Source organism: Leptospira meyeri, from assembly GCF_004368965.1.
Lineage (GTDB): Bacteria > Spirochaetota > Leptospiria > Leptospirales > Leptospiraceae > Leptospira_A > Leptospira_A meyeri.
This window is the reverse complement of sequence record NZ_SORO01000001.1, coordinates 1,894,548-1,913,637: the sequence shown is the minus strand read 5'-3', so window position 1 is coordinate 1,913,637 and position 19,090 is coordinate 1,894,548. Positions and strand designations below refer to the sequence as shown.

Genomic DNA, 19,090 nt, shown 5'->3' with positions numbered 1-19,090 from the left:
TGGAAATAAAAGCATCTAAGATATTGTTTACAACTCCTTTCATATTTAGTAATCTAATTTCTTGAAAGAAATTAGAGTTTTAGTTCAAAGATTAGTTGTTACATTATGTTTACAAAACAATTGCAAGACGAAGATGAAGAAATTCTAAAAATTGCAAAAAAATTAAATTCAACTTCTGGATCTATCCTCCGACAATTTTTATTTTTTATCACGTCTACTATCATTCACTTTGGATTTCGTTATCCAAAATTAAAACTACAGACTTTTAAATTCATTGATGTTCTCCCTTCACTCGAAACAAAAAATGTTTATCCCTATTTCAAAATTTATATTTTCGATGAAGATACAGAATTACCTACTTTTCTAAAAAATTCGATTCACTTTTTAATCCATTTGTTTCATCTTAATTCAATTGTTTCCTATGTTTTGCTGAACGTTGTAAAATTTTTTGCAAAATTATTTATTCTCTGTGAATCGTCCAAAAAATTAAATATAAAATCTAACCAATTTAGACCACGTACTTATGATATTCTGGGAGAAATTGCTTTGTCTCCCGCTGAGGCAAAAGAAATCCAAAAACAATATTTGGAACTCATTGAAACATTGCCCGAAGAAATTCATAATATTGATCCAAAACTAAGAACCAATATTTCTATTAAATGTTCTGGAATTGAAACTAAGTTATATCCAGAATCCGAAGAGAGCAGTGTCCAATATCTAAAGGAAGCACTTCGGCCTATCCTCCGTTCGGCTATGGGCAAAAAAATAGGAATCAATTTGGATATGGAACAATATGATTTAAAATCAATTATTTCAAGAACTGCTAAGGAATTGTTCCTAGAGGAAGAATTTAAAGGATACCCACATTTTGGGATTGTTGTTCAATCTTATTTGAAGTCTTCAAAGGAAGAATTATTTAGCTGGAAAGAGTATGCGATGACAAGAGGAGTTCCTATCACCATTCGACTTGTTAAGGGAGCTTATTTAGAATATGAAAGAATCAAATCAGAAGAACGTGGGTGGGATCCACCTGTGTTTAATTCAAAGCATGAAACAGATGTAAAGTTTGAAGAAAATGTTTTGTTCCTTCTAGAATCATTTCCGTATTTAAGATCAGCTTTTGGAACACATAATCTTCGTTCGCTTTCATTTGTTCTATATCATACTAATAAAAAAACCATTACTGATTTTGAAATCCAAATGTTATTTGGAATGGCTGGTAAATACAAATTAAGATTAGAGTCTCTTGGTTATACTGTAAGAGAATATTCTCCAATAGGATCTTTGTTGCCAGGTATGGCATATCTAATTCGAAGACTTTTAGAAAATACTTCAAACCAGGGGTTTTTGTATCAGTTAAGTCAGGGAAAAAAAATAGATTCTTTAGTAAAAAATCCAAACAAGGAAACTCAATATGGAATTTAAAAATGAATCCATCCGAGACTATTCTTTAGAAAAGGAAAGATCAGCCATTCGGTCAGCATTAGATTCCATACCTAAATCACTTCCATTTCAAATCCCAATTTCGATTGGAAGAAAAGAAAAGTTTTCAGAAAACCGTATCTCTCATAAAAATCCTTGGGCCCCTGAACTGAATGTTACGGATGTATCATTGTCCAATGGCAATGATTTAGAAGAAGCGATCCAAATTTCAAAAAAAAATTGGTATCAATGGAAAGAACGTCCACAAGAAGATCGTTCTCGTTTGTTCTTGCAAGCGGCAGAAAAATTAATCAATAAAAAAGATTTTATTATAGCCGTTTGTATTTGGGAGACAGGAAAACATATCACAGAAGCTGAAATTGAATTTGCAGAAGCAGTCGATTTTTGTCGTTACTATGCGATGATCGCTACTGAGAAATTGTCTCCGCAAAAAACAATTTTGTTAGGTGAAGACAACCTGTATTATTATCAACCAAAAGGTATCGTTGGTTGTATTTCTCCTTGGAATTTTCCAATGGCAATTTTCACCGGAATGTGTGTTGGTCCTTTGGTTGTTGGTAATATCGTCATTGCAAAACCAGCAGAAGAAACCTCTGCAACGGCATACGAAATTGCAAAGTGTTTTTGGGAGGTTGGTATTCCTAAAGAGGTGTTTCATTTTTTGCCAGGACTAGGTTCTGAAATCGGCGAGGCAATTGTCACTCATCCAGAAGTTTCAATCATTAATTTCACTGGTTCCAGGGATGTTGGTCTTTCCATTCTTCGTTCCGCTTCTGTTGTTTCTCCAAAACAATCGATCATAAAAAAAGTGATTTGTGAGTTAGGTGGGAAGAACGCAATGATTGTGGATGCAGATGCTGATTTAGATGTAGCCATTCAATCTATTTTACCTTCTGCTTTTGGGTTCCAAGGACAAAAATGTAGTGCCTTATCCAGATTGTATGTTCACAAAGATTGTTATCAGAAACTAAAGGACCGATTGATTGATGCGATGGATGGTTTGCTTGTAGGTTCTCCTTTGGATTTCGAGAATCGAGTTGGGCCTGTGATCCATAAAGAAAGTTTTTTGAGACTTACCAAGATCCAAAAAGAAAATGAAACTTTTATCATTGGAAAAACATCAGCCATCCCGACGAAAGGATACTATATTTCTCCAAGTCTTTATGAACCTCCAATGGGATCCAATATGTGGAAGGCAGAAATATTCGGTCCTTTGTTATCGATGCAGAAGATTTCTAGTTTCTCTGAAGGAATTCACTTGGTCAACGATTCGGAATATGCCCTCACTTGTGGAGTCATCTCTCGAAATCCAAATCATGTGATGGAAGCAAAATTGAAAATTGATGTTGGAAATTTATATATTAATCGCGGAATCACTGGAGCTATTGTCAACAGACAACCATTTGGTGGTGGAAAGTTATCGGGTACCGGTGCGAAAGCTGGTGGCCCTGATTATTTAAACCTTTTTGTCGAAGGACGAACATTTACAGAAAACACAATGCGCCAAGGATTTTCAAGAGATACGATTCAGTGACAATTCCTTCGTAATCTCGTTCTCTCTTTTATACGCATCTAATATAGATCTTAGATCTCTACTCGGATCCGAGCATTTTCTTTGATGATATACTCCTTAAACTCTGGTTCATACATTTTTATCTTTTCAGAAATTGACTGTTTTGTTTGAAAAAGTTTTTTAAATTTTTACAAGGAAAACTTTTCCGTATCTAGAATGGTATTTGATTCTTTTTGTTCGACTAAATCGTTTTTTTGAGGAGAGGATTTGAATACAATTTCGAAATTACTAACGGCACTTCTGAGAATTAACTCATATTGTTTTTGTGGTTTTTGAGTGTTGTTTTGATGGGAAACACAAAACTGAAAAGCAAATAAAAAAAGAAGGATTGTGAGGCGTTTCATAAAGTATACCATTTCTATAAAATTGGCAGGATTTTTGTTGAACAGAAATTTAATGGTCAATTGTCAGATGACAAGAATTAAATTATTAATCTTTGGTTACTATTGTGTTTTCTTATCTTGAAATAAAAAAATCTCTTTAATTTTAGTCCCTGTATTAAGGGTTTCTTAAAATTTTTTCCATTGATTTACCTTTCGCTAACTCATCGACCAGTTTGTCCAAATATCTTACTTTTTGAGTTAAGGGGTTTTGGATTTCTTCCACACGGTAACCACAAATCATCCCCTTGATTAGGTGAGCATTTTTGTTTAAATTTGCTTTTTCAAAGAAGGTTTGGAAGGTTACTTTCTCATCGGCTAGTTCTTTTATCTTCTTTGTATCAAAAGAAGTTAACCATTCAATTACCTGATCTAATTCTTTTTTCGTTCTTCCTTTTTTTTCTACCTTTGTTAGATACATTGGATAAACAGATGCGAAGGTCATTTGTGCCATTTTTTCATTATGTTTGTCTGATGGTTCCATTTTATTTACCTTTGTTTTTGATAGTGAAGTGCGGTGGCTCCAGAGGGGAACGTTTGTGAACCTAAAAAATCCAATTGAATCCCTTTGTTTAAACTGAGCGTTTCGAATAAACGTGGTCCTTTACCAACGATCACAGGATGTATCACAAATCGATATTCATCAATGAGTTTTGCTTCTGAAAGTTGGGAGGCAAGGCTCAGACTACCAATACAGATATCCTTGCCTGGCTTCTCCTTTAATACAATGATTTCATCCACTAACGGTCCTTTTGCGATTCTAGTCTTGGAGTCCTCTACTTGTTTTAAAGTTTTTGTGAATAGAATTTTTTCGAGTGAAGTGAAAGTGTGTGCAAATTCATTACTGGTTTGTGACATGGACTTATTTTTTGCAACTTCCGGCCAAAAAGGAACCATAAGTTGGTAAGTGGTTCTTCCATACAGAATTTGATCTGCATCTTTTAGTATATTGGTGAAGTATTGGTGTAAATCATTATCGGCCACCATATCCTTATGGCCATAGAATCCATCTGCAGAGGCATTGATTGCAAATACAACTTTTCTCATTTGCCTTTTTATAAAGAGATTGGTTAGATGTGAAAGAATATTTTGATCAATTATTCTGTCACTTTGACAAATTTTAAGTTTCACCTTTGATTTTGAACCAACATGGTCCACAGAAAGATTGAAAGAACACTGTTTTTGTTTTTTAGATCGATTTGGTGAAAATTTATAAGATCTGAATTAGAAAAACCAATCCAATGATAAAACAAAGTGGGTTGTAGATCCGTTTTGTATAATACACAAATATTGGTTTCCAATGTTTCGTGATGAATGGGAAATAACCTAAAGCACTTCTTAAGAAAAATATCGCTGAGACTGTAGCCATGAGAAGTTTTAATCCATTTATCACTTCACTGTTTAATGCAAGGTCAATTCTCAATATCCATACAATTGGTAACATTCCAAACAAAGCTAAAAAAAATGCGACAATCAAACACATGAAACGAGATGGGAACTGGTCCCCTTTTCCAAAAACTAAATCAATTAATTCTTGTTTGGTTTTTCCCGGCCAAAGCCCTCCGAAACCCCAATAAATATGAATGGTCGAGATGGATAAGAGGAGTAGGGCTGAGGTGGCGGTGATGAAGATCATTGTAGAAAGTTATTTTAATTGTTTTTTATTTGTTATATGCTAATTTTTGCATATTATGAATAAAAGTATATTCCTTGTATTCCTGATAATGAATTGTGCTACACTCGTAAAGGGTTACACACCTAAAAACTATTATTTTTCTTCCAATGAAATTGATACAAGCTTTTATGTTGATGGTGAAAAAGTAAGTGAGACAATTTTAGAAGTCCCAATTCCGGAAGTTCCTAATAAAACGATAAAAATTCGTGCGGTGAAAACAGGATTTAAACCGGAGGAAGTGGAATTACGATATCAGTTTAATTCAGCTGTTCATTTAAACTGGATCTTCTTAATATTTTATCCTGTTGGACTTCTTGTTGATTATTATAATGATGCACTTTATCATTACGGAGCGGAAAAAAATTATTTTATTCTGCAAAAAAACTCCAATTTTACTGAAAATGAAATGAGTAAATCGTATATTTCTTATGAAGAAAAGCGAGGAAATTTGAAGCATGCGAATGGGTACTTGGTGACAAATCAGTATACAAAAATTTTCTCAATCGCACGGTACGATAAAGATGAATATATTGAATTAGATAATCGAATCGATTCATCAGCAAATCAGTTTAATGGAATTTTGTCTGTTTCCCAATCTGAAAAAAATAGATATTCTGAATTAGATAAACGAATCGGTTTTTTGACACCTGGAAAATATAGAGTAAAAGCATTCTTCAGATATACAGAGAATGTTGGTAGCCGTAGCACAACTTTTGAAGGAAAGGTTAACGAAACGATTGATTTCGAAATTGTTCCTAATGCATTAACCGTTCTTTGTACAGATTTTGACCAAATCAAAGGTAAAACAGTTTTGCAATTATTTCAATCGAAAGTAAATCCAGATTTACACAAGTTTTCTCCTACGAACTTGGAGAATTCTGGAAATCAAATCTGTCCAGCCCTTAATAGGACCAAATTTCAAATGAATTAGTTTTTTCAATTTTCAATCATCACTGGAATTTCTTCGAAATTTGGATCACCGTCTTTTCGGACTCGGAAAATAAGTTGGTTTGGAAGTTTACCTTTTGGATAAATGAAAGAAAAAACTCTAAACATGGTATAGCCTTGGTCTAAAGTTTCATTTTTGACATATGCTGCTTCAATGTCATATCTACTATCTGTTGTGTGTGCCAATGTTTCAAAGAAATTCCCTCCCCAATAAACACGAACGATTCTATGTACTTCCTGCCCTTGTATTGGGATTACTGGTTGTAAAGAGATTTCTAATGGAGATGTGGATATATTTTTTATTTCAAGTTCAACGTTTACGACATCAATAGAATTATCTTTTGGATAATAACCTCGGCCCGAAATTGCGTACCCGGCAGTTCGCTCAATCTCTAATGTTTTAAATGAAACGAATTCATTTTTGCCGGAAACTTTCGCTTTTGCAGCCCTTTCTTCTAACGTTGAGCAACCAACTAACAAGCAGAAAAAAATAAACGTAAGTTTTTTCATAATTAAGTTATACAATTGATTTATTATATTTTAAAATACAAGTAAATTTGATTATTTTTTAGATAAATATCATAACAAATGTTTTATGAAAAAAGATGTTTCAATCCCTTGTTTGCCGGATCGAATACCCTTCGCTTAGTAAGAACCGAATATTTGCGGTCAATAACTTTCGTTATATACGCTATGCGCTAACCAATCCGACTATTTCCAAATCACATTGTCGATTACCCGTATTACGTATAACTTCAATCCAAAATATTTCTGAGGATTATTGCATTGCAATTAAAACCCGAAAATCAGTTGATATTTGTATTTCGTTTAGCTCGCATAATCAAGCGGCTATTGGCTTTTCGTATAGCTCCCTCCCATCTTCCTTCCCTTCTTCCTCTCAATCGAAATGGCTATTTGCATTGCATATATCAACCAGGATCATTTGGATCGTAGGAATCACTGATATGGCATCTCTAAATTTTAAGGAACTCTTAGTATCTTTTCGATCTCTTCGTTTTGAATGTACCAACGAATGGATTTTCCTTTTTGAAAAACTGCGGAAGGGGAAATTCCAAAAATTTCCCGAAATGCATTCGTGAAGTGAGCTTGGTCGTAAAAGCCTGCACTAAGGGCTGCATCCGCAAAGGTGGCTCCATCTCTGATTGCGATCACAGCAGTTTTGATTCGAAACCACTTACGGAAAGCTCGAATGGGAAGACCAACCACATTTTTGAATTCGTGTTGTAACCATGACTCAGACATTCCGATTTCGCTAGCAAATCCTTCAACATTGATAGTTTCTTCTGGATTTTCTATCAGTTTACGTAAAACATTTATTAAACGGTCATCATCTTGTATTTTTTTTGCAGGTGCCAGTCGGTTAAAAGGAAAGGAACGGTTCAGAATTTCAGGATATAAATCTGGGTTTGCTGTCTGAATTTCAAAACAAGTTGCAATCAATTCTGGAGCCCAAGTAGGATTTGCAGAAAGTCTTTGAGGGCCTGCCTCTTTTGTGAGGATATCTCCAATTTCACTTCCAGGATCTGCAAACAAAATTCCTACCGATCCATTGAGAATTGTCTCGTGACTCAATGTTCCATCAAAAACAAAACATCGGGAACTCATCCACTGTTTGTTCCCTTTGACACGTTTTTTGATTTCCGTATCTAGCCCAACAACCGTTGCAGAGGTAATGGTAGAATGAAACGCAAGATAAGGCAATCTTCCGACGAACAAGACAGCACCTCGGAGCGCACAGATTACATTCTGCATCTGCTCATGTTAAACGAAAGATTCCCAAAGACAATCGAAAACTTCAGTTCATTCTGTCAATCGGGAGAAAAAATCAACGGGGTTCTGCGATTGCATATTTGTATTTTGCTTGTGCTGTTCTTTTATTTTCTTCGTTAAAAAAGTCGCAGACGTATTCCAGAAGTTTTCCGTTCTTTTGAACGAGTCTTGCTTTAGCGCGAATAGTTTCAGTTCGTACGGGGCGTAAGTATCGTATCGAAGCATCCATCGTAAAGGTTCTTTCTCTTTCGTTTTCCACATGAAAGAAAGCCATGATCGAGGTAAGCGTATCGCCGACGCTAAAGAAACAACCTCCATGCATAAATCCATGAAGGGCCCTGTTACTTTGAGAGTAAGGAATATTAGCTTCTGAAATTTCCGATGTGAGATTTATAACTTTCATATTCGTCGCACCTGGATGGCATTGGTCGATCAAATTCTGGGCTTGTTCAACGAGAGAACAGTTTTCCTTTAATGTAAAAAGATCCATTGGTACATTATGATATAATAATTCTAACACATTCATCTTTCGCTCTTTCATTTTTAATAAATGAAGAGTAACATTTTCCTAAGTTGGGGTCTTGGAAAAACCTGCAAAAGTTTTGGGATTGATTCCAAAAATTCTAACCTTATTGTGGATCTCTGGTTAGAATTCGGAATCCAATGTATTTGTTAGGAACTGATATATTTCCGAATCCTTTGCAGTTCCGCTTTTTTCATAGTACCTGAGTTTTTTGCATTGTATTTGAATTTCTGTCACCCATGTAACCACCTGATTAAAAGTTCAGGGTCCAGAACAAGTGCTGTTGCAGCCATCACCGTTAGCCACGTTTCCGTCGTCGCAAACTTCGCCATTGGGAGCGTTGCGAATTCCGTCACCACAGACTGGTGCAGTACAGTCTGAATCGCACGCAGGTGAATTGACACCGCCCACGTCACATGCTTCAAAAAGGTTCTGCCTGATACTGTCCCCACAAAAGCCGACTCGTTTGCATGTAGTTGAACATCCGTTATTATCGTCGGTTGTGTTTCCGTCATCACAAGCTTCCCCTGCATATGTTTGAATGTCTCCGTTACCGCACTGGCCCGCCATGGCTGTCTGAACGTTTGAGGCCGGTCCTTCCTGTCCGCCACGGACTGCTGTGAGGATATAGGAACGTGAGACTGCGTTTGCCTGGCCTAAGGTGAGGTCACGTTGGCAATTTTCGTTCCGGACTGAATTGTGACGCCTGTTGCTGTCGAATGATAGAGATTATACGATTCTGCACCAGCGTTTGTATCCCAGGAAAGTGTAATCTGGAAATTGCCACCTTCCGCCTTCAAAGTCGGTGTAATGGGCCCTATTGTCGACGTTGCTGCGGCAAGGAATGCAAGAATCCCTACGTTTCCATTTTCATCTTTTTTGGCCATTGTACAGGCCGTGACGATTCCTGAAATGAGGAGCCCCCCGATCCCTAGTTTAAAAAGTAAGCTTCTTCGCTTGTTCATTGTGTTCCCCTTGATAAAGTTTCAAATCTATGGATTCTTAAGCACGTAACGTAAAGTTAGGTGTTTTTTGTGGCTTCACTTTTGTCAATCAAATCTTTGTAATGCGGTGCATAATGACAATTTCTTTGGAAACCTGCCACAAAGTCCCCAAAATAATTTTTTGCTAAGAAAATGTCATTGATTTACTCCGAAATCCGGTCCCAGGACGACGATTTGGAAGATTCATTATAATATAATAATCTGTTTTAACTGAAAACAAATCAAAGGTAACTTAAGACATATGAACCAAAAAGTATTTCGGTATACTAGAATTTTTTTAATTCTTTCGAGTTTGTTTCAATGTAATCCGGAACATTCAAACAATGCAAAAATTTTTGAATCCTTGCTTACAAGTATTAGTTTGATCCAATCACAAAATACTCTCAATCGTACAGGATTGGTTTCAGCAAGAGAAATCAACATAGGGCTATCTCCTATCAATCTCTCCAATGATACGATAACATCTGACGGTCACAATTCCATTCGTCTGATTGGAGATGGGTTCATAGAAGGAGGCGGATTGCTGGTCTTAGTGAGAGAAAAAATGATTGAAGAGGAGATTGATTTGGCAGTTGGCCAGCCTCAAATCCCCAAGGCACCTGTTTCTATAGAAAACGGTATCCCTAAATTTCATACGATTCCGGGCAAGAAATACGAAGCCATTCTAGACTTCTACATAGATGGAGCTAATAACACCGAAATCGATGGTCAATTCATATATTTTCCTTTTACAGCCACTGGATACGATCAAATCGAATTTTTCGTTTCAGGAACCGGAGGTGTCGGATTGTTTGTCAACGAAAGATCTCTTATTACAAACGTTTATTTCACACCTGTCGGGAATAATCTTGGTTGGAACAATCCACAAGAAAGAGAGTTCGCAAGAAAATCGAATTATGCAAGATATGGTGCTAATGATTATGTAGTCGAATATTTATACAATCCATGAAGGTTTTCTGTTTCAATGTAAATCATATTGCTAATTTTACATAAAAGTAAAAAACAGTTATAACTTTAAATTTGGAGAGCAGGTGATGAAAAAAATATTTTTGATTTTAATTTTGACAACTACTTTAGCGCTAGTTACATGTAATGTATATACGGCTGTACCGGCAGATATGGCAAAAGAGGCTCATTGGCCTTTTGATCCTAAGAAAAAGAAAGTAGGCGAAGAGTGTAAAACTTCGGATGAATGCCAGAAACACCATTCCTGCGCCAGTGACGGTGAGAAAAATGTCTGCACGGAACCTCCAAAACAAAAACTTCCTCCTGGTGCTGTGACTTAGTTCATCTGAGAGATGAAAAAAAATTGATATATGGATTTTGATAGGCTGAAGGTTTCCTACTTTGATTTATTCTTCATTGTAGGAGTTGCACTGCTTGCAAGTCTAATGGCGAGTGTAACAGTCATTTGGCCCTTGCTCTTTTTACCAATCCTAACGGTTCATAGTTGGCTTTTTGGATACGAACATCTTTGGGCGACATATACCAAACTTCTGGTTCATCCTGATGATCGCAAACGGTATCGGCCATTGATTTATTTTGTACCCCTTTTGGTCTTATTAGGTCTTTTTTCTTTGGGACAAACCTTTGGTCTCAAAGGAATCTATGTTATTTATTTTTTTGGTCAATTTTTCCACACAGTTCGGCAGAGTTGGGGATTAGCTCAAGCTTACCGTCGTCAGGCGGGTGGACTTGTTTGGGATCCACCTTTCTTATCCGAAGTTACTTTGTGGTCGGTGCCAATCTGGGGCTTACTTCATAGATGTGCACAAAGTCCTGATGAATTTCTTTTCCAAGAATTCTGGTTACCGCCAATTTCACAGATGATCGTAATCGTTGCCTGTTTCATAAGTTGTTCCCTTTGGTTGTATTGGTTTTATGCACGTTTTGCCGCTTACTTCAGAGGAGAATTAGCGGTTGGTCATAGTTTATTTATGATTTCACATCTACTGGTATTTCTTGGCGGATATATTTTGATTGAGGAAATATGCTCTGGTTGGTTACTCGTTAACGTCTGGCATAATGTTCAATACATTGCCTTTGTATGGATCTACAATCGAAATCGTTTTGCATCTGGACTTGATTCGAAGTCGCGAGTGATGTCCTGGATTTCACAAAGGGGCGCAAAAAATACAATTTCGTATTTTTTGGTAACCCTGACCTTTGCTTTACCGGTGTATTACCTTCTCCCTGAGTTAGGATTTACACTTGATTCCTTTCTGAAAAGCACAGCAGTACCAATGGGGGTCATACTTGCTATGACATTGACATTTCATCATTATATTGCCGACGGAATCATTTGGAAACTTAAATACAATGAAGAAATTAAGGATGAAGTTTTTTTGAAATATTAATTATAAAGATACTTTCACCTCATGATCGTTAGTTGTCTTGTCTTGTTTTCTTTTCAATCTATCATTTGTTGAGATCGTTTTCATTTGGGATATATGGTCCTCCTGTTTCTCCCCAACCCCATTTAGGCATTGGTTCATGAGTATCCATTGGATTTTCGGTAAGTTGAGAATTAATCACCGCTAGGCGCGTTCCCCATTCAATATAACCTACAAAGGCAGAGCGAAATTCTGGATCGTTTTTTAAACCTACTTCATCAGCTGTATGTAATAATAGTTGGACCCATCGTTGTCTTTTCTCTTCTGAAAGCATTTTTCCAATGTGGTGTCCAATCATTTGGGAATGGCTACCCTTGTCCAGGTTAGTATACAATTTGTCTCCACCGAATACTTCCGCAACAAAATGTGCTACATGTTGGACATGGTCTGGCGACATATTTTTAAACACATCACCTAATAAATCGTCTTGGAGAACTTTTCCATAAAATTTTCCAAATAACCTTTCAAAGGTTTCCATATCTCCTGCCCATTCGAAAAGGGTTGGGATGTTTTTCTTTTGAAAATTGTTTTCGCTCATAGTTGGCTCCGATTGGTCATTTGCAATTTCAAAAGTTGAGTCTTTTGGTGTCAATGAGTTGAATTTCTGAAGTTAGATAACAGAGTTTTCAATTGACTACTGTCTGTCATAACATATGGTTTTGTAAGGAAAAAATCGTCGGAAATTTGTAATGAAAAGAACCTAAAGCTTATCAGTTTAGTTCGTTGGTGTCGATAGAATAATTTAAAAAATCCAAACATGGCTTTCGATGTATTGGTTCTCTTTTTTTCATAAAATGCTATGGAAGTCTTTGCTCCAACTATCAGTGAATTTAACAGGCAAAAAGCATATTTATTTCATACTTTGTAGTTAACTCTGTATGTTTTATTATTCTTAGTTGTATAGAATCAAAACAAATATGGCGAAATCATTTTGACGATCCGCGACCATTCTTTAAAATAAAACCTAAATCATGGCGAAATTCTTTAAAAAAAAATCGTCTGGTTATACTGGAGATTTTACGCAATGTCATCTGTTACTGGAAACTACTTAGAAAAAGGAAGTATGATAGCGAACACTATTCGCATTTCTTTTGCGATCGTGATGTTATCCATCAATATTTTCTTTATGGTAGCGATACCTACTACCGAACGAACCATGAGCCTCACACTTTCATTTCTAGAATTTGTGGTTTTATCTTATGGTGTTTATACTTTTTTCCTCTATAAAAAACAAAAATTCTATTTAAAATTTGCATACGTCTCCATTTTACTCGATATCATCATTTACTCGAGTATTTTTGCCATTGTGGTCATAATGTCCAAAACACCAGAAGAAAAGGTTTCGATTGCAACATTGCCATTCGTAATGTTGGTGCTTCTATTCGTAGTTATTTACTCTGGTTTTCTTCTGTCATATCGCCTAACTATGACAGTTGGATACATTGCAATCTTCAGTTTACTTTTATACGTTTTTTTAGGGGTAAAAGGTGGTGCTGAAATTAAATTTATTGCTACTGCTGCCAATCAATTTGGCATTCCATTTATTGGAATTAATACTATTGCTTTGATTTGTGGTGTGCATATGATGAGTGCCGTCGTAAAATTTATGTCGAATTCTAGTAGTGAAGCAACAAAGTCTGCCGAAGAAGCAAAGCTACAATCAGAATCTGCAACACAAACAAAACAAAATATCCAACAAGAAGCAGAAACATTGAATCAAAGTGTCCGGGAAATGTTGAAATTTATGGATTCTTTGAATTCTGAAATCCAAACGCAAGTTTCAAGTGTTGAAGAGATCAGTGCATCTATGGAAGAACTTGCTGCTTCAATGGATAGCGCAAGCGATTTCGTAAAATCTCAATTTACAAGAATTGATGACCTAAACCAAGAAAGTTCGGTGATGGATAAAATTTTGTCTGAAGTTTACACATCAACCATCAATTTGGCACAAACCACAGATGAATCCAAACAATATAGTGTTCAAGTAACCACTGCTATGGATTCGGTAAGTTCCAATTTTGAAGAAATCAAAGAAAGTTTTCAGAAAGTAGAAGAAGTTAATCAAATTTTAAGTGATATCGCCGATCGAACCAACTTGCTTGCTTTAAATGCTTCAATCGAAGCTGCGCGCGCTGGTGAACATGGAAGAGGATTTGCAGTTGTAGCTCAAGAAGTAGCTAAACTTGCCGATAGTGCACAAGAAAATGCTTCTTTAATTTCAAAAATCATTACACAAGCAGCCAAACAGATTGTAAGTGGAAATAGTGCGGCGACTGAAACAAAAGAAAAAATGGGAATCCAGGACAAAAGTTTTGGTATTCTTGTATCAAACCTTTCTGATTTAAAGATAAAAGTTGAAAGACAAACGTCGATACATAAATCTTTTTTGAATTCATTCCAGGAATTGTTTTCACTTTCTAAACAATTGGAAGTTTTGGCATCAGAACAAAAAATGGGTACACAGGAAATGTCTAGAGCCCTTGTATCGATTGAACAATCTGCTTCGTCACTTGCATCCAATACTTCCCACTTGCGTGAAAATGTGGATGGACTCGCAAAACAATCAGAGCGATTGGCTAAACACATATAGGATCGATGGTAAAATCTCCGGATAGTTTCTTTCAGTAGTGGGATTTACGCAGATATCAAAGATATCCAGGTGAAAATGCGATCATAAATTGTGCAGTATAATACATGGGAAGGCCCATCGCCCGATTCAGAAATTCTTTGTGAACGAACCTGTGGCGTGCCACAAAAATATCAGAAATGTAGAAAAATATTGCACCACCTAACACTAGTGTCCGTCCAGTGATATTTAGTCTTGTCTGTTCCCAGAAGGAACTAGCACCCAAAACCATTGCTGTGATAATCACAATATAGCCCATTACTGGCACTTTCATGTTGCCAAGACTTGACTTTAAATGTATAAAAATAGTGATACTGATAAGAATACAAATAGATTCTATTACGGCCATAATCCATCCTATCTCCCCCAATTGGGAAAAGGCAATGGTATACATGACATGACCTGTGAGAAACGCACCAAGCCCTGCTGTAAAAACTTTTTTATGGAAGAAAAAAATCAGACAGATGTCTCCGATTAGGCTTAAAATCAAACCAGATAGGATGAGAGAATGATAAATGGAATATTCTTGAATTTGTAGAAATGCAGTCACAACAAAAAGTGCTGATAAAACTGGTTTAACACTTAATAGTCCTTTAATAGATTCTTTTTTTTCAAAGTAGAGAAGGCCCGCAAGCAGTGGGAGTGCTGCTAATAGAATGAGATTTTGTTCCATTTAGATAATCCTTTGCCATCCTTTAGAAGAACTTTAATATTCATCTGTAGCAAGCAAAAAAACTGGTTCTGTTAGTCTGATTCAGAAGGATCAATTCAAATCTTACGTAACAGATCGTTATATTTTTGAAAATCTGATTGAGAACATTCAGAATACAAAATCAATTTCGAATTCGATAATCAATTCATTAACATTAGTAATATGACTAGAATTTATTCCCATTTAACTATGTTTCCATTTTCAGTTACATTTCCTGAATGAACTATGTTTGTAATAATGAAAACGTCTGATACTCCTAACTTTAAATGTTTTTTCAATAACTTGTCTAAGCTAAGTTGTATTCTTTCAATATTTGGTTTATCCCAAAGAGAAGGTAGAAATAGGATTACCATTACTTTGTAGTTTTGACCTGCCTGTTGAGAAACATCTATAATGGAAAGGCAGATGTCTTTCAAATCAACTTCAATTGTTTCGGCCCACTCTTTTGTAAGCGTCTCAAGTTGATTGTTTGTAATTGTTATATCATTAATGTAACAGTTGGCTATCGGCATATGATTATAATTGACTATGAAGATGTTTAACTCTTTCTTTTAAATGTCAACTCTTGTTATCTTTAAAAGTTCCCCGTGGGTATGTAAAATCATAAACCACTTGGGGAAGTCCCTTTTGATTTTCATGAATTGTCCTTGAGATGATCGAATGTTAGGAATTCAATCAGCACGAATAACGACTGAATTGATTTAAAATATGATTCCTTTGTAAAATCATATTGATTTTCAAGGTTCCGATAGATTCTAATAGAGACTATCAATATAGAGTTTCGAATCAGAAGGTTACAATGGAAGAACCTAAATTTTGGATATCACGCCTCTTTGTTACGCTGGCCGCTTTATTGTTACTACTAACAATGAACACAGTCCGAAAATGGTTTCGGTTTCGAATTTTTGGCATTCCTCTTACAGGCAGAGTTGTATCATTTGTTTCACGGGGGAAAGATCGTTACCAAGTGCCTTTGCTTTCTTTAGAAATATTGGTTGAGGTCGAAGGCAAAGAACATCGATTTCCCACAATTTTACATTGGAACATGCCTCCTTATCGCTTAGGAGATTCCGTTCCCGTACGTATGGTTCGGGTCTCACAAAAAGAGCCAGAATTGATGTGGGATAACATAGAAGAATATGTTACCGATGGGTTCTTTGCACTCGTGATTGGTCTTGTACTTTTAGTGATGGGAATTGGTTTTTGGTAGTTGAATGGTTTTGGAATTTGATGAAAACAATAAGAGGTAGCTTCCTTTTTACCACTGAGAAGAGTACTTTACATTTAACTAAAACAAAACCTCAAAATCCAGAGGTGAAGTCCAATCTTCGATACAGATCCCCGATTACTTGTGGTAGCTTAACCGAACCATTGGATTCCCTTCGGCTGAAAGGCGAATCTATTCACAAGTCTCTTGGATTGAAAAGTTCAGCTGGATCCAAATCATTGGACCCGAGTTGAATGGGTTTAACTATCAATATAGGAATCTTATACTATCTTATTTTTCAGTTAAAAATGCGGATGCAAACCCAAATACCGCGGCAAGTCCTGTGCAAATAGCAGGCAATGGAAAGAAATACAATATGCTGATCACAGAAAGCATTGCCATTCCAAAACTATTAATCAATAGCAGTTTTTTTACAATCGGATCAAATTGTTTTACTCCAGATATAACCAGAAAAATGATTCCAGTAATGAACAAATACACACTAACACTGATATTATTTCCCAAAAATATATCTGCAAAAGATTTGTGAACTCCCATTGGCAGGGGAACCATAGTATTTTCCAAAACCATTTGTGCATTTGCCACTGCAACTTGCTCTGGAGGAATCTTCATAAAAGTTCCAATCGTATGTCCTAAACAAGTAAACAAAACCAATGCAAATGCAATTTTTAAAAATATTGATTTTTGATTCATTCCCACAAGTTAACTTCCTTGCCTTAACAGTCAAATAATTTCGAAATCCTCCGCGCCCGGGATCGAAGCGAAAATCCTTTGCGTAAGCAAAGATTGGAGCGGAGAGCCGGAAATGTGCGCCTAAAAAAAAGAGGGAACCAAAGTTCCCTCTTTCTCACCTAACCATGTAATCGATGTTTACCGAATCCCTGGTTTGATGTATTTCAACTCATACAAATACCTTCCTGTTCCAAGAACCACACAAGTCAGTGGGTTTTCAGCACGGAAGACAGGAACTCCTGTTTCTTTCGTGAGGTAGTGTTCCAGACCACGAAGAAGACAACCACCACCTGTGAGGACGATCCCACGTTCAACGATGTCGGCAGCAAGTTCCGGAGAAGTGCGTTCGAGAACAGATTTGGGAAGATATTTTTGATTCTGGGCACCTCGCAATCGTTAGGTTAATTTCGATTGGATTACGTATGCGACCGGGCTTTCCGTTCCAATCTTTTCACTACGTGAAAAGGATTTCCACTGCAATCCCTGGTGCGGGAGAGTTAAATTGATGGATAGCGAATCTTCCAAAACAATGAATTGAAATCAACCGCTGCGGAAATATTCAATGGCTTCTCATATGACAAGTGAAAGTTTTTACTAAAAATTTAACATCCTATTAGGTTTAAAATGAATTTAATTTTATACCTTTCTGATTTTTACGTGACAGTTTGGGGATTCAATCTAGAAATACACAAGAAACCAAACTGATGTTATTTTATTCATTTCGTTAAAGGCAAAATTAAATAAATGCATTACAGAAATCCAATGAAACAGGTAAAAGTAAAGATTCGAAAATTGGAATATAGATATATATTTTGGCAATTTTTCATTATTTGTTTTAATTTGAAATCTAAAATCCTGTTGTTTACTTTGACTATTTCCTTGTTTTTTGTCTCTGCCTGTAACTACCAAAAAGAAGTTCCGACTGACCCACTTGTACAATTATTTGTAATTAACTTTACTAATGAATATTATTCCAATTCCTGTAAATTTCCGAAATTGACATTACGGAAAGATGCAGACCAAATCCTAGCATTAAAACCGAATGAGAAACAATGGTTTCGCTTTTCTTTTGAAGATTTCAAATCCCTCGGCTCAAATCCTCCAAATTTATATTTAAAAATTTCCAAACAAGCGGGTACTGAGGTTCGGTTTTATACCAATAATAATTGTGGGCAGTATTCTGATTCTTCCTACCAACGTTTGCCCACTTCAACAACAAGTACAGAAGACATATACCGATTGTACAAATCAGATTTTGAATCTTATGCAACGATAAAAGCATCGGAAAATGGGTACTATATAGATTACATTTCAGGGAATCCATCAATTACGATTAGGCAATATTAAATTTATGAAAATGTTCAGTCATCAAACAAATTTAAAGCGTATCATCTTATTATTTTCTTTTTTAGTTTTGTTGAATTGTTACTTACCAATTCTAACTCGTTCTGACAAGGACTCAGGCGGAAGTAATACATCGAGTAATTTTATTTTTACGTATTCATTATTACTTGTGAATCAGTCCAGTGCAAATTATTGTCCAAAACCCTCGCAAATCCTAAGAAAAAATACAGACTATCCCATAACTTTGGCAATTGGAGAACCTTATTATTTTCATTACACCTATTTAGATAATGCGAAGCCACAAGAAGAAGTGAGGAATTATTTGTTTAGAATTACGAAACAAAATGGAACTAGTGTTACTTATAAGGAAAACACATATTGTAATTCTGCCTCGTCTGGATTTTCGACCGTGACCCCAACGAATGTAACCACAACAGAACAGTCATATGATTTATATTATTCAAACACATTCAGACAATCATGGCAAATTCCAAATATTTATTCTGTAGAAGTAACTTCTGGTAATCCTACCATTACTCTGCGACAAGAATAAATTGGTAAACCTACTTGCATTCCATGGAGTTTTCTCCGCGCCCCAGATAAATCCGCAGCGACCATCGGAGCGAGGATACAAGCAAACAGAATGTTTGACTTGGTGGGTGAGCACAGCGAATCCAACATAAGCTGGACGTGGAATATTGAAGATTGTAATCTCCGA

23 protein-coding genes and 1 pseudogene are annotated in these 19,090 nt (G+C 36.0%); 10 read left to right on the top strand and 14 right to left on the bottom strand.

Annotated features, from left to right (window positions below; genetic code table 11):
- The first annotated feature begins 105 nt into the window (after positions 1 to 105).
- Complete coding sequence (locus CLV96_RS08915) at positions 106 to 1,425, top strand: proline dehydrogenase family protein (protein ID WP_004785069.1); 1,320 nt, start codon at positions 106 to 108, stop codon at positions 1,423 to 1,425.
- Entirely contained in the window at positions 1,415 to 2,977 is a 1,563-nt protein-coding gene (locus CLV96_RS08910) for an aldehyde dehydrogenase family protein (protein ID WP_004787308.1), read from the top strand. The genes CLV96_RS08915 and CLV96_RS08910 overlap by 11 nt, the downstream gene beginning before the upstream one ends.
- 167 nt (positions 2,978 to 3,144) lie before the next feature.
- On the opposite strand, the gene CLV96_RS08905 is transcribed toward CLV96_RS08910, so the two are convergent.
- The 4 genes from CLV96_RS08905 to CLV96_RS08890 all read right to left on the bottom strand — a co-directional run bounded on the left by CLV96_RS08905 (position 3,145) and on the right by CLV96_RS08890 (position 5,032).
- Positions 3,145 to 3,360 carry a hypothetical protein gene (locus CLV96_RS08905; RefSeq protein WP_004786525.1) on the bottom strand — a complete coding sequence of 72 codons (216 nt, stop codon included), beginning with the start codon at positions 3,358 to 3,360 and terminating at the stop codon, positions 3,145 to 3,147.
- Positions 3,361 to 3,514: 154 nt separating this feature from the next.
- The gene (locus CLV96_RS08900; protein WP_004787243.1) at positions 3,515 to 3,880 is read right to left on the bottom strand and encodes a DUF2200 domain-containing protein; all 366 of its coding nucleotides are present in this window, start codon (positions 3,878 to 3,880) and stop codon (positions 3,515 to 3,517) included.
- Positions 3,881 to 3,885: 5 nt separating this feature from the next.
- A complete protein-coding gene (locus tag CLV96_RS08895) occupies positions 3,886 to 4,443 on the bottom strand; it encodes a dihydrofolate reductase family protein (protein WP_004786507.1) in 558 nt (185 codons plus the stop codon).
- Positions 4,444 to 4,606: 163 nt separating this feature from the next.
- A complete protein-coding gene (locus tag CLV96_RS08890) occupies positions 4,607 to 5,032 on the bottom strand; it encodes a DUF3995 domain-containing protein (protein ID WP_004785250.1) in 426 nt (141 codons plus the stop codon).
- 88 nt (positions 5,033 to 5,120) lie between these two features.
- Between CLV96_RS08890 and CLV96_RS08885 the strand changes: the two genes are divergently transcribed.
- On the top strand, positions 5,121 to 6,002 hold the full coding sequence (locus CLV96_RS08885; protein ID WP_004784267.1) for an LEPBI_I2678 family protein: 882 nt from the start codon (positions 5,121 to 5,123) through the stop codon (positions 6,000 to 6,002).
- Between the two features lie 5 nt (positions 6,003 to 6,007).
- Here the strand turns inward: CLV96_RS08885 and CLV96_RS08880 are convergent, their stop codons facing one another.
- The 5 genes from CLV96_RS08880 to CLV96_RS08860 form a co-directional block, all read right to left on the bottom strand.
- Positions 6,008 to 6,529 carry a hypothetical protein gene (locus CLV96_RS08880; protein WP_004787681.1) on the bottom strand — a complete coding sequence of 174 codons (522 nt, stop codon included), beginning with the start codon at positions 6,527 to 6,529 and terminating at the stop codon, positions 6,008 to 6,010.
- Between the two features lie 471 nt (positions 6,530 to 7,000).
- Entirely contained in the window at positions 7,001 to 7,792 is a 792-nt protein-coding gene (locus CLV96_RS08875) for a helix-turn-helix domain-containing protein (RefSeq protein WP_231292472.1), read from the bottom strand.
- Between the two features lie 73 nt (positions 7,793 to 7,865).
- The gene (locus CLV96_RS08870) at positions 7,866 to 8,351 is read right to left on the bottom strand and encodes a PaaI family thioesterase (protein ID WP_243836446.1); all 486 of its coding nucleotides are present in this window, start codon (positions 8,349 to 8,351) and stop codon (positions 7,866 to 7,868) included.
- A 243-nt stretch (positions 8,352 to 8,594) separates the two neighbouring features.
- On the bottom strand, positions 8,595 to 8,903 hold the full coding sequence (locus tag CLV96_RS08865) for a DUF4215 domain-containing protein (protein ID WP_134152003.1): 309 nt from the start codon (positions 8,901 to 8,903) through the stop codon (positions 8,595 to 8,597).
- 86 nt (positions 8,904 to 8,989) lie between these two features.
- Positions 8,990 to 9,298, bottom strand: a complete 309-nt coding sequence (locus CLV96_RS08860; protein WP_040917247.1) for a hypothetical protein — start codon at positions 9,296 to 9,298, stop codon at positions 8,990 to 8,992.
- A gap of 280 nt (positions 9,299 to 9,578) precedes the next feature.
- Here CLV96_RS08860 and CLV96_RS08855 point away from each other — a divergent pair, with 280 nt between their 5' ends.
- The 3 genes from CLV96_RS08855 (at position 9,579) to CLV96_RS08845 (ending at position 11,694) form a co-directional block, all read left to right on the top strand.
- A complete protein-coding gene (locus CLV96_RS08855) occupies positions 9,579 to 10,286 on the top strand; it encodes a hypothetical protein (RefSeq protein ID WP_004785388.1) in 708 nt (235 codons plus the stop codon).
- Between the two features lie 85 nt (positions 10,287 to 10,371).
- Positions 10,372 to 10,623, top strand: coding sequence for a hypothetical protein (locus tag CLV96_RS08850; protein WP_004784053.1), 252 nt, complete (start codon positions 10,372 to 10,374; stop codon positions 10,621 to 10,623).
- Positions 10,624 to 10,653: 30 nt separating this feature from the next.
- Complete coding sequence (locus tag CLV96_RS08845; RefSeq protein ID WP_004787431.1) at positions 10,654 to 11,694, top strand: hypothetical protein; 1,041 nt, start codon at positions 10,654 to 10,656, stop codon at positions 11,692 to 11,694.
- Positions 11,695 to 11,755: 61 nt separating this feature from the next.
- On the opposite strand, the gene CLV96_RS08840 is transcribed toward CLV96_RS08845, so the two are convergent.
- Positions 11,756 to 12,322, bottom strand: a complete 567-nt coding sequence (locus tag CLV96_RS08840) for a group II truncated hemoglobin (protein WP_004786511.1) — start codon at positions 12,320 to 12,322, stop codon at positions 11,756 to 11,758.
- 432 nt (positions 12,323 to 12,754) lie between these two features.
- On the opposite strand from CLV96_RS08840, the gene CLV96_RS08835 reads away from it, so the two are divergent.
- Complete coding sequence (locus CLV96_RS08835) at positions 12,755 to 14,320, top strand: methyl-accepting chemotaxis protein (protein WP_004784798.1); 1,566 nt, start codon at positions 12,755 to 12,757, stop codon at positions 14,318 to 14,320.
- Between the two features lie 55 nt (positions 14,321 to 14,375).
- Here CLV96_RS08835 and CLV96_RS08830 read toward each other — a convergent pair whose 3' ends face one another.
- Positions 14,376 to 15,029 (bottom strand): lysoplasmalogenase, encoded by a 654-nt coding sequence (locus tag CLV96_RS08830; RefSeq protein WP_004787617.1) that lies wholly within the window; start codon positions 15,027 to 15,029, stop codon positions 14,376 to 14,378.
- 212 nt (positions 15,030 to 15,241) lie between these two features.
- Entirely contained in the window at positions 15,242 to 15,580 is a 339-nt protein-coding gene (locus CLV96_RS19995; RefSeq protein ID WP_243836445.1) for a hypothetical protein, read from the bottom strand.
- Between the two features lie 287 nt (positions 15,581 to 15,867).
- Here CLV96_RS19995 and CLV96_RS08820 point away from each other — a divergent pair, with 287 nt between their 5' ends.
- The gene (locus CLV96_RS08820; protein WP_040917248.1) at positions 15,868 to 16,278 is read left to right on the top strand and encodes a hypothetical protein; all 411 of its coding nucleotides are present in this window, start codon (positions 15,868 to 15,870) and stop codon (positions 16,276 to 16,278) included.
- 288 nt (positions 16,279 to 16,566) lie between these two features.
- Here CLV96_RS08820 and CLV96_RS08815 read toward each other — a convergent pair whose 3' ends face one another.
- Both CLV96_RS08815 and CLV96_RS08810 read right to left on the bottom strand, forming a co-directional pair.
- The gene (locus tag CLV96_RS08815) at positions 16,567 to 16,989 is read right to left on the bottom strand and encodes an LIC_13387 family protein (protein ID WP_040917249.1); all 423 of its coding nucleotides are present in this window, start codon (positions 16,987 to 16,989) and stop codon (positions 16,567 to 16,569) included.
- 177 nt (positions 16,990 to 17,166) lie between these two features.
- Positions 17,167 to 17,388: pseudogene (locus CLV96_RS08810) on the bottom strand (rod shape-determining protein); the annotation flags it as partial.
- 480 nt (positions 17,389 to 17,868) lie between these two features.
- Here CLV96_RS08810 and CLV96_RS08805 point away from each other — a divergent pair.
- Together CLV96_RS08805 and CLV96_RS08800 are read left to right on the top strand one after the other, a co-directional pair.
- Positions 17,869 to 18,375, top strand: a complete 507-nt coding sequence (locus CLV96_RS08805) for a hypothetical protein (RefSeq protein ID WP_243836444.1) — start codon at positions 17,869 to 17,871, stop codon at positions 18,373 to 18,375.
- Positions 18,376 to 18,385: 10 nt separating this feature from the next.
- Positions 18,386 to 18,925 (top strand): hypothetical protein, encoded by a 540-nt coding sequence (locus tag CLV96_RS08800; RefSeq protein ID WP_243836443.1) that lies wholly within the window; start codon positions 18,386 to 18,388, stop codon positions 18,923 to 18,925.
- Positions 18,926 to 19,090 lie beyond the last annotated feature (165 nt).

Excerpts from the sequence above, each read along its gene's own strand:
- CLV96_RS08890 (WP_004785250.1), bottom strand. The coding sequence starts at position 5,032 with ATGATCTTCATCACCGCCACCTCAGCCCTACTCCTCTTATCCATCTCG.
- CLV96_RS08845 (WP_004787431.1), top strand. The coding sequence starts at position 10,654 with ATGGATTTTGATAGGCTGAAGGTTTCCTACTTTGATTTATTCTTCATT.
- CLV96_RS08830 (WP_004787617.1), bottom strand. The coding sequence starts at position 15,029 with ATGGAACAAAATCTCATTCTATTAGCAGCACTCCCACTGCTTGCGGGC.
- CLV96_RS08885 (WP_004784267.1), top strand. The coding sequence starts at position 5,121 with ATGAATTGTGCTACACTCGTAAAGGGTTACACACCTAAAAACTATTAT.
- CLV96_RS08915 (WP_004785069.1), top strand. The coding sequence starts at position 106 with ATGTTTACAAAACAATTGCAAGACGAAGATGAAGAAATTCTAAAAATT.
- CLV96_RS08895 (WP_004786507.1), bottom strand. The coding sequence starts at position 4,443 with ATGAGAAAAGTTGTATTTGCAATCAATGCCTCTGCAGATGGATTCTAT.
- CLV96_RS08910 (WP_004787308.1), top strand. The coding sequence starts at position 1,415 with ATGGAATTTAAAAATGAATCCATCCGAGACTATTCTTTAGAAAAGGAA.
- CLV96_RS08815 (WP_040917249.1), bottom strand. The coding sequence starts at position 16,989 with ATGAATCAAAAATCAATATTTTTAAAAATTGCATTTGCATTGGTTTTG.
- CLV96_RS08870 (WP_243836446.1), bottom strand. The coding sequence starts at position 8,351 with ATGAAAGAGCGAAAGATGAATGTGTTAGAATTATTATATCATAATGTA.
- CLV96_RS08900 (WP_004787243.1), bottom strand. The coding sequence starts at position 3,880 with ATGGAACCATCAGACAAACATAATGAAAAAATGGCACAAATGACCTTC.
- CLV96_RS08905 (WP_004786525.1), bottom strand. The coding sequence starts at position 3,360 with ATGAAACGCCTCACAATCCTTCTTTTTTTATTTGCTTTTCAGTTTTGT.
- CLV96_RS08850 (WP_004784053.1), top strand. The coding sequence starts at position 10,372 with ATGAAAAAAATATTTTTGATTTTAATTTTGACAACTACTTTAGCGCTA.
- CLV96_RS08855 (WP_004785388.1), top strand. The coding sequence starts at position 9,579 with ATGAACCAAAAAGTATTTCGGTATACTAGAATTTTTTTAATTCTTTCG.
- CLV96_RS08800 (WP_243836443.1), top strand. The coding sequence starts at position 18,386 with ATGTTCAGTCATCAAACAAATTTAAAGCGTATCATCTTATTATTTTCT.
- CLV96_RS08865 (WP_134152003.1), bottom strand. The coding sequence starts at position 8,903 with ATGGCGGGCCAGTGCGGTAACGGAGACATTCAAACATATGCAGGGGAA.
- CLV96_RS08875 (WP_231292472.1), bottom strand. The coding sequence starts at position 7,792 with ATGCAGAATGTAATCTGTGCGCTCCGAGGTGCTGTCTTGTTCGTCGGA.
- CLV96_RS08835 (WP_004784798.1), top strand. The coding sequence starts at position 12,755 with ATGTCATCTGTTACTGGAAACTACTTAGAAAAAGGAAGTATGATAGCG.
- CLV96_RS08880 (WP_004787681.1), bottom strand. The coding sequence starts at position 6,529 with ATGAAAAAACTTACGTTTATTTTTTTCTGCTTGTTAGTTGGTTGCTCA.
- CLV96_RS19995 (WP_243836445.1), bottom strand. The coding sequence starts at position 15,580 with ATGCCGATAGCCAACTGTTACATTAATGATATAACAATTACAAACAAT.
- CLV96_RS08820 (WP_040917248.1), top strand. The coding sequence starts at position 15,868 with ATGGAAGAACCTAAATTTTGGATATCACGCCTCTTTGTTACGCTGGCC.
- CLV96_RS08860 (WP_040917247.1), bottom strand. The coding sequence starts at position 9,298 with ATGAACAAGCGAAGAAGCTTACTTTTTAAACTAGGGATCGGGGGGCTC.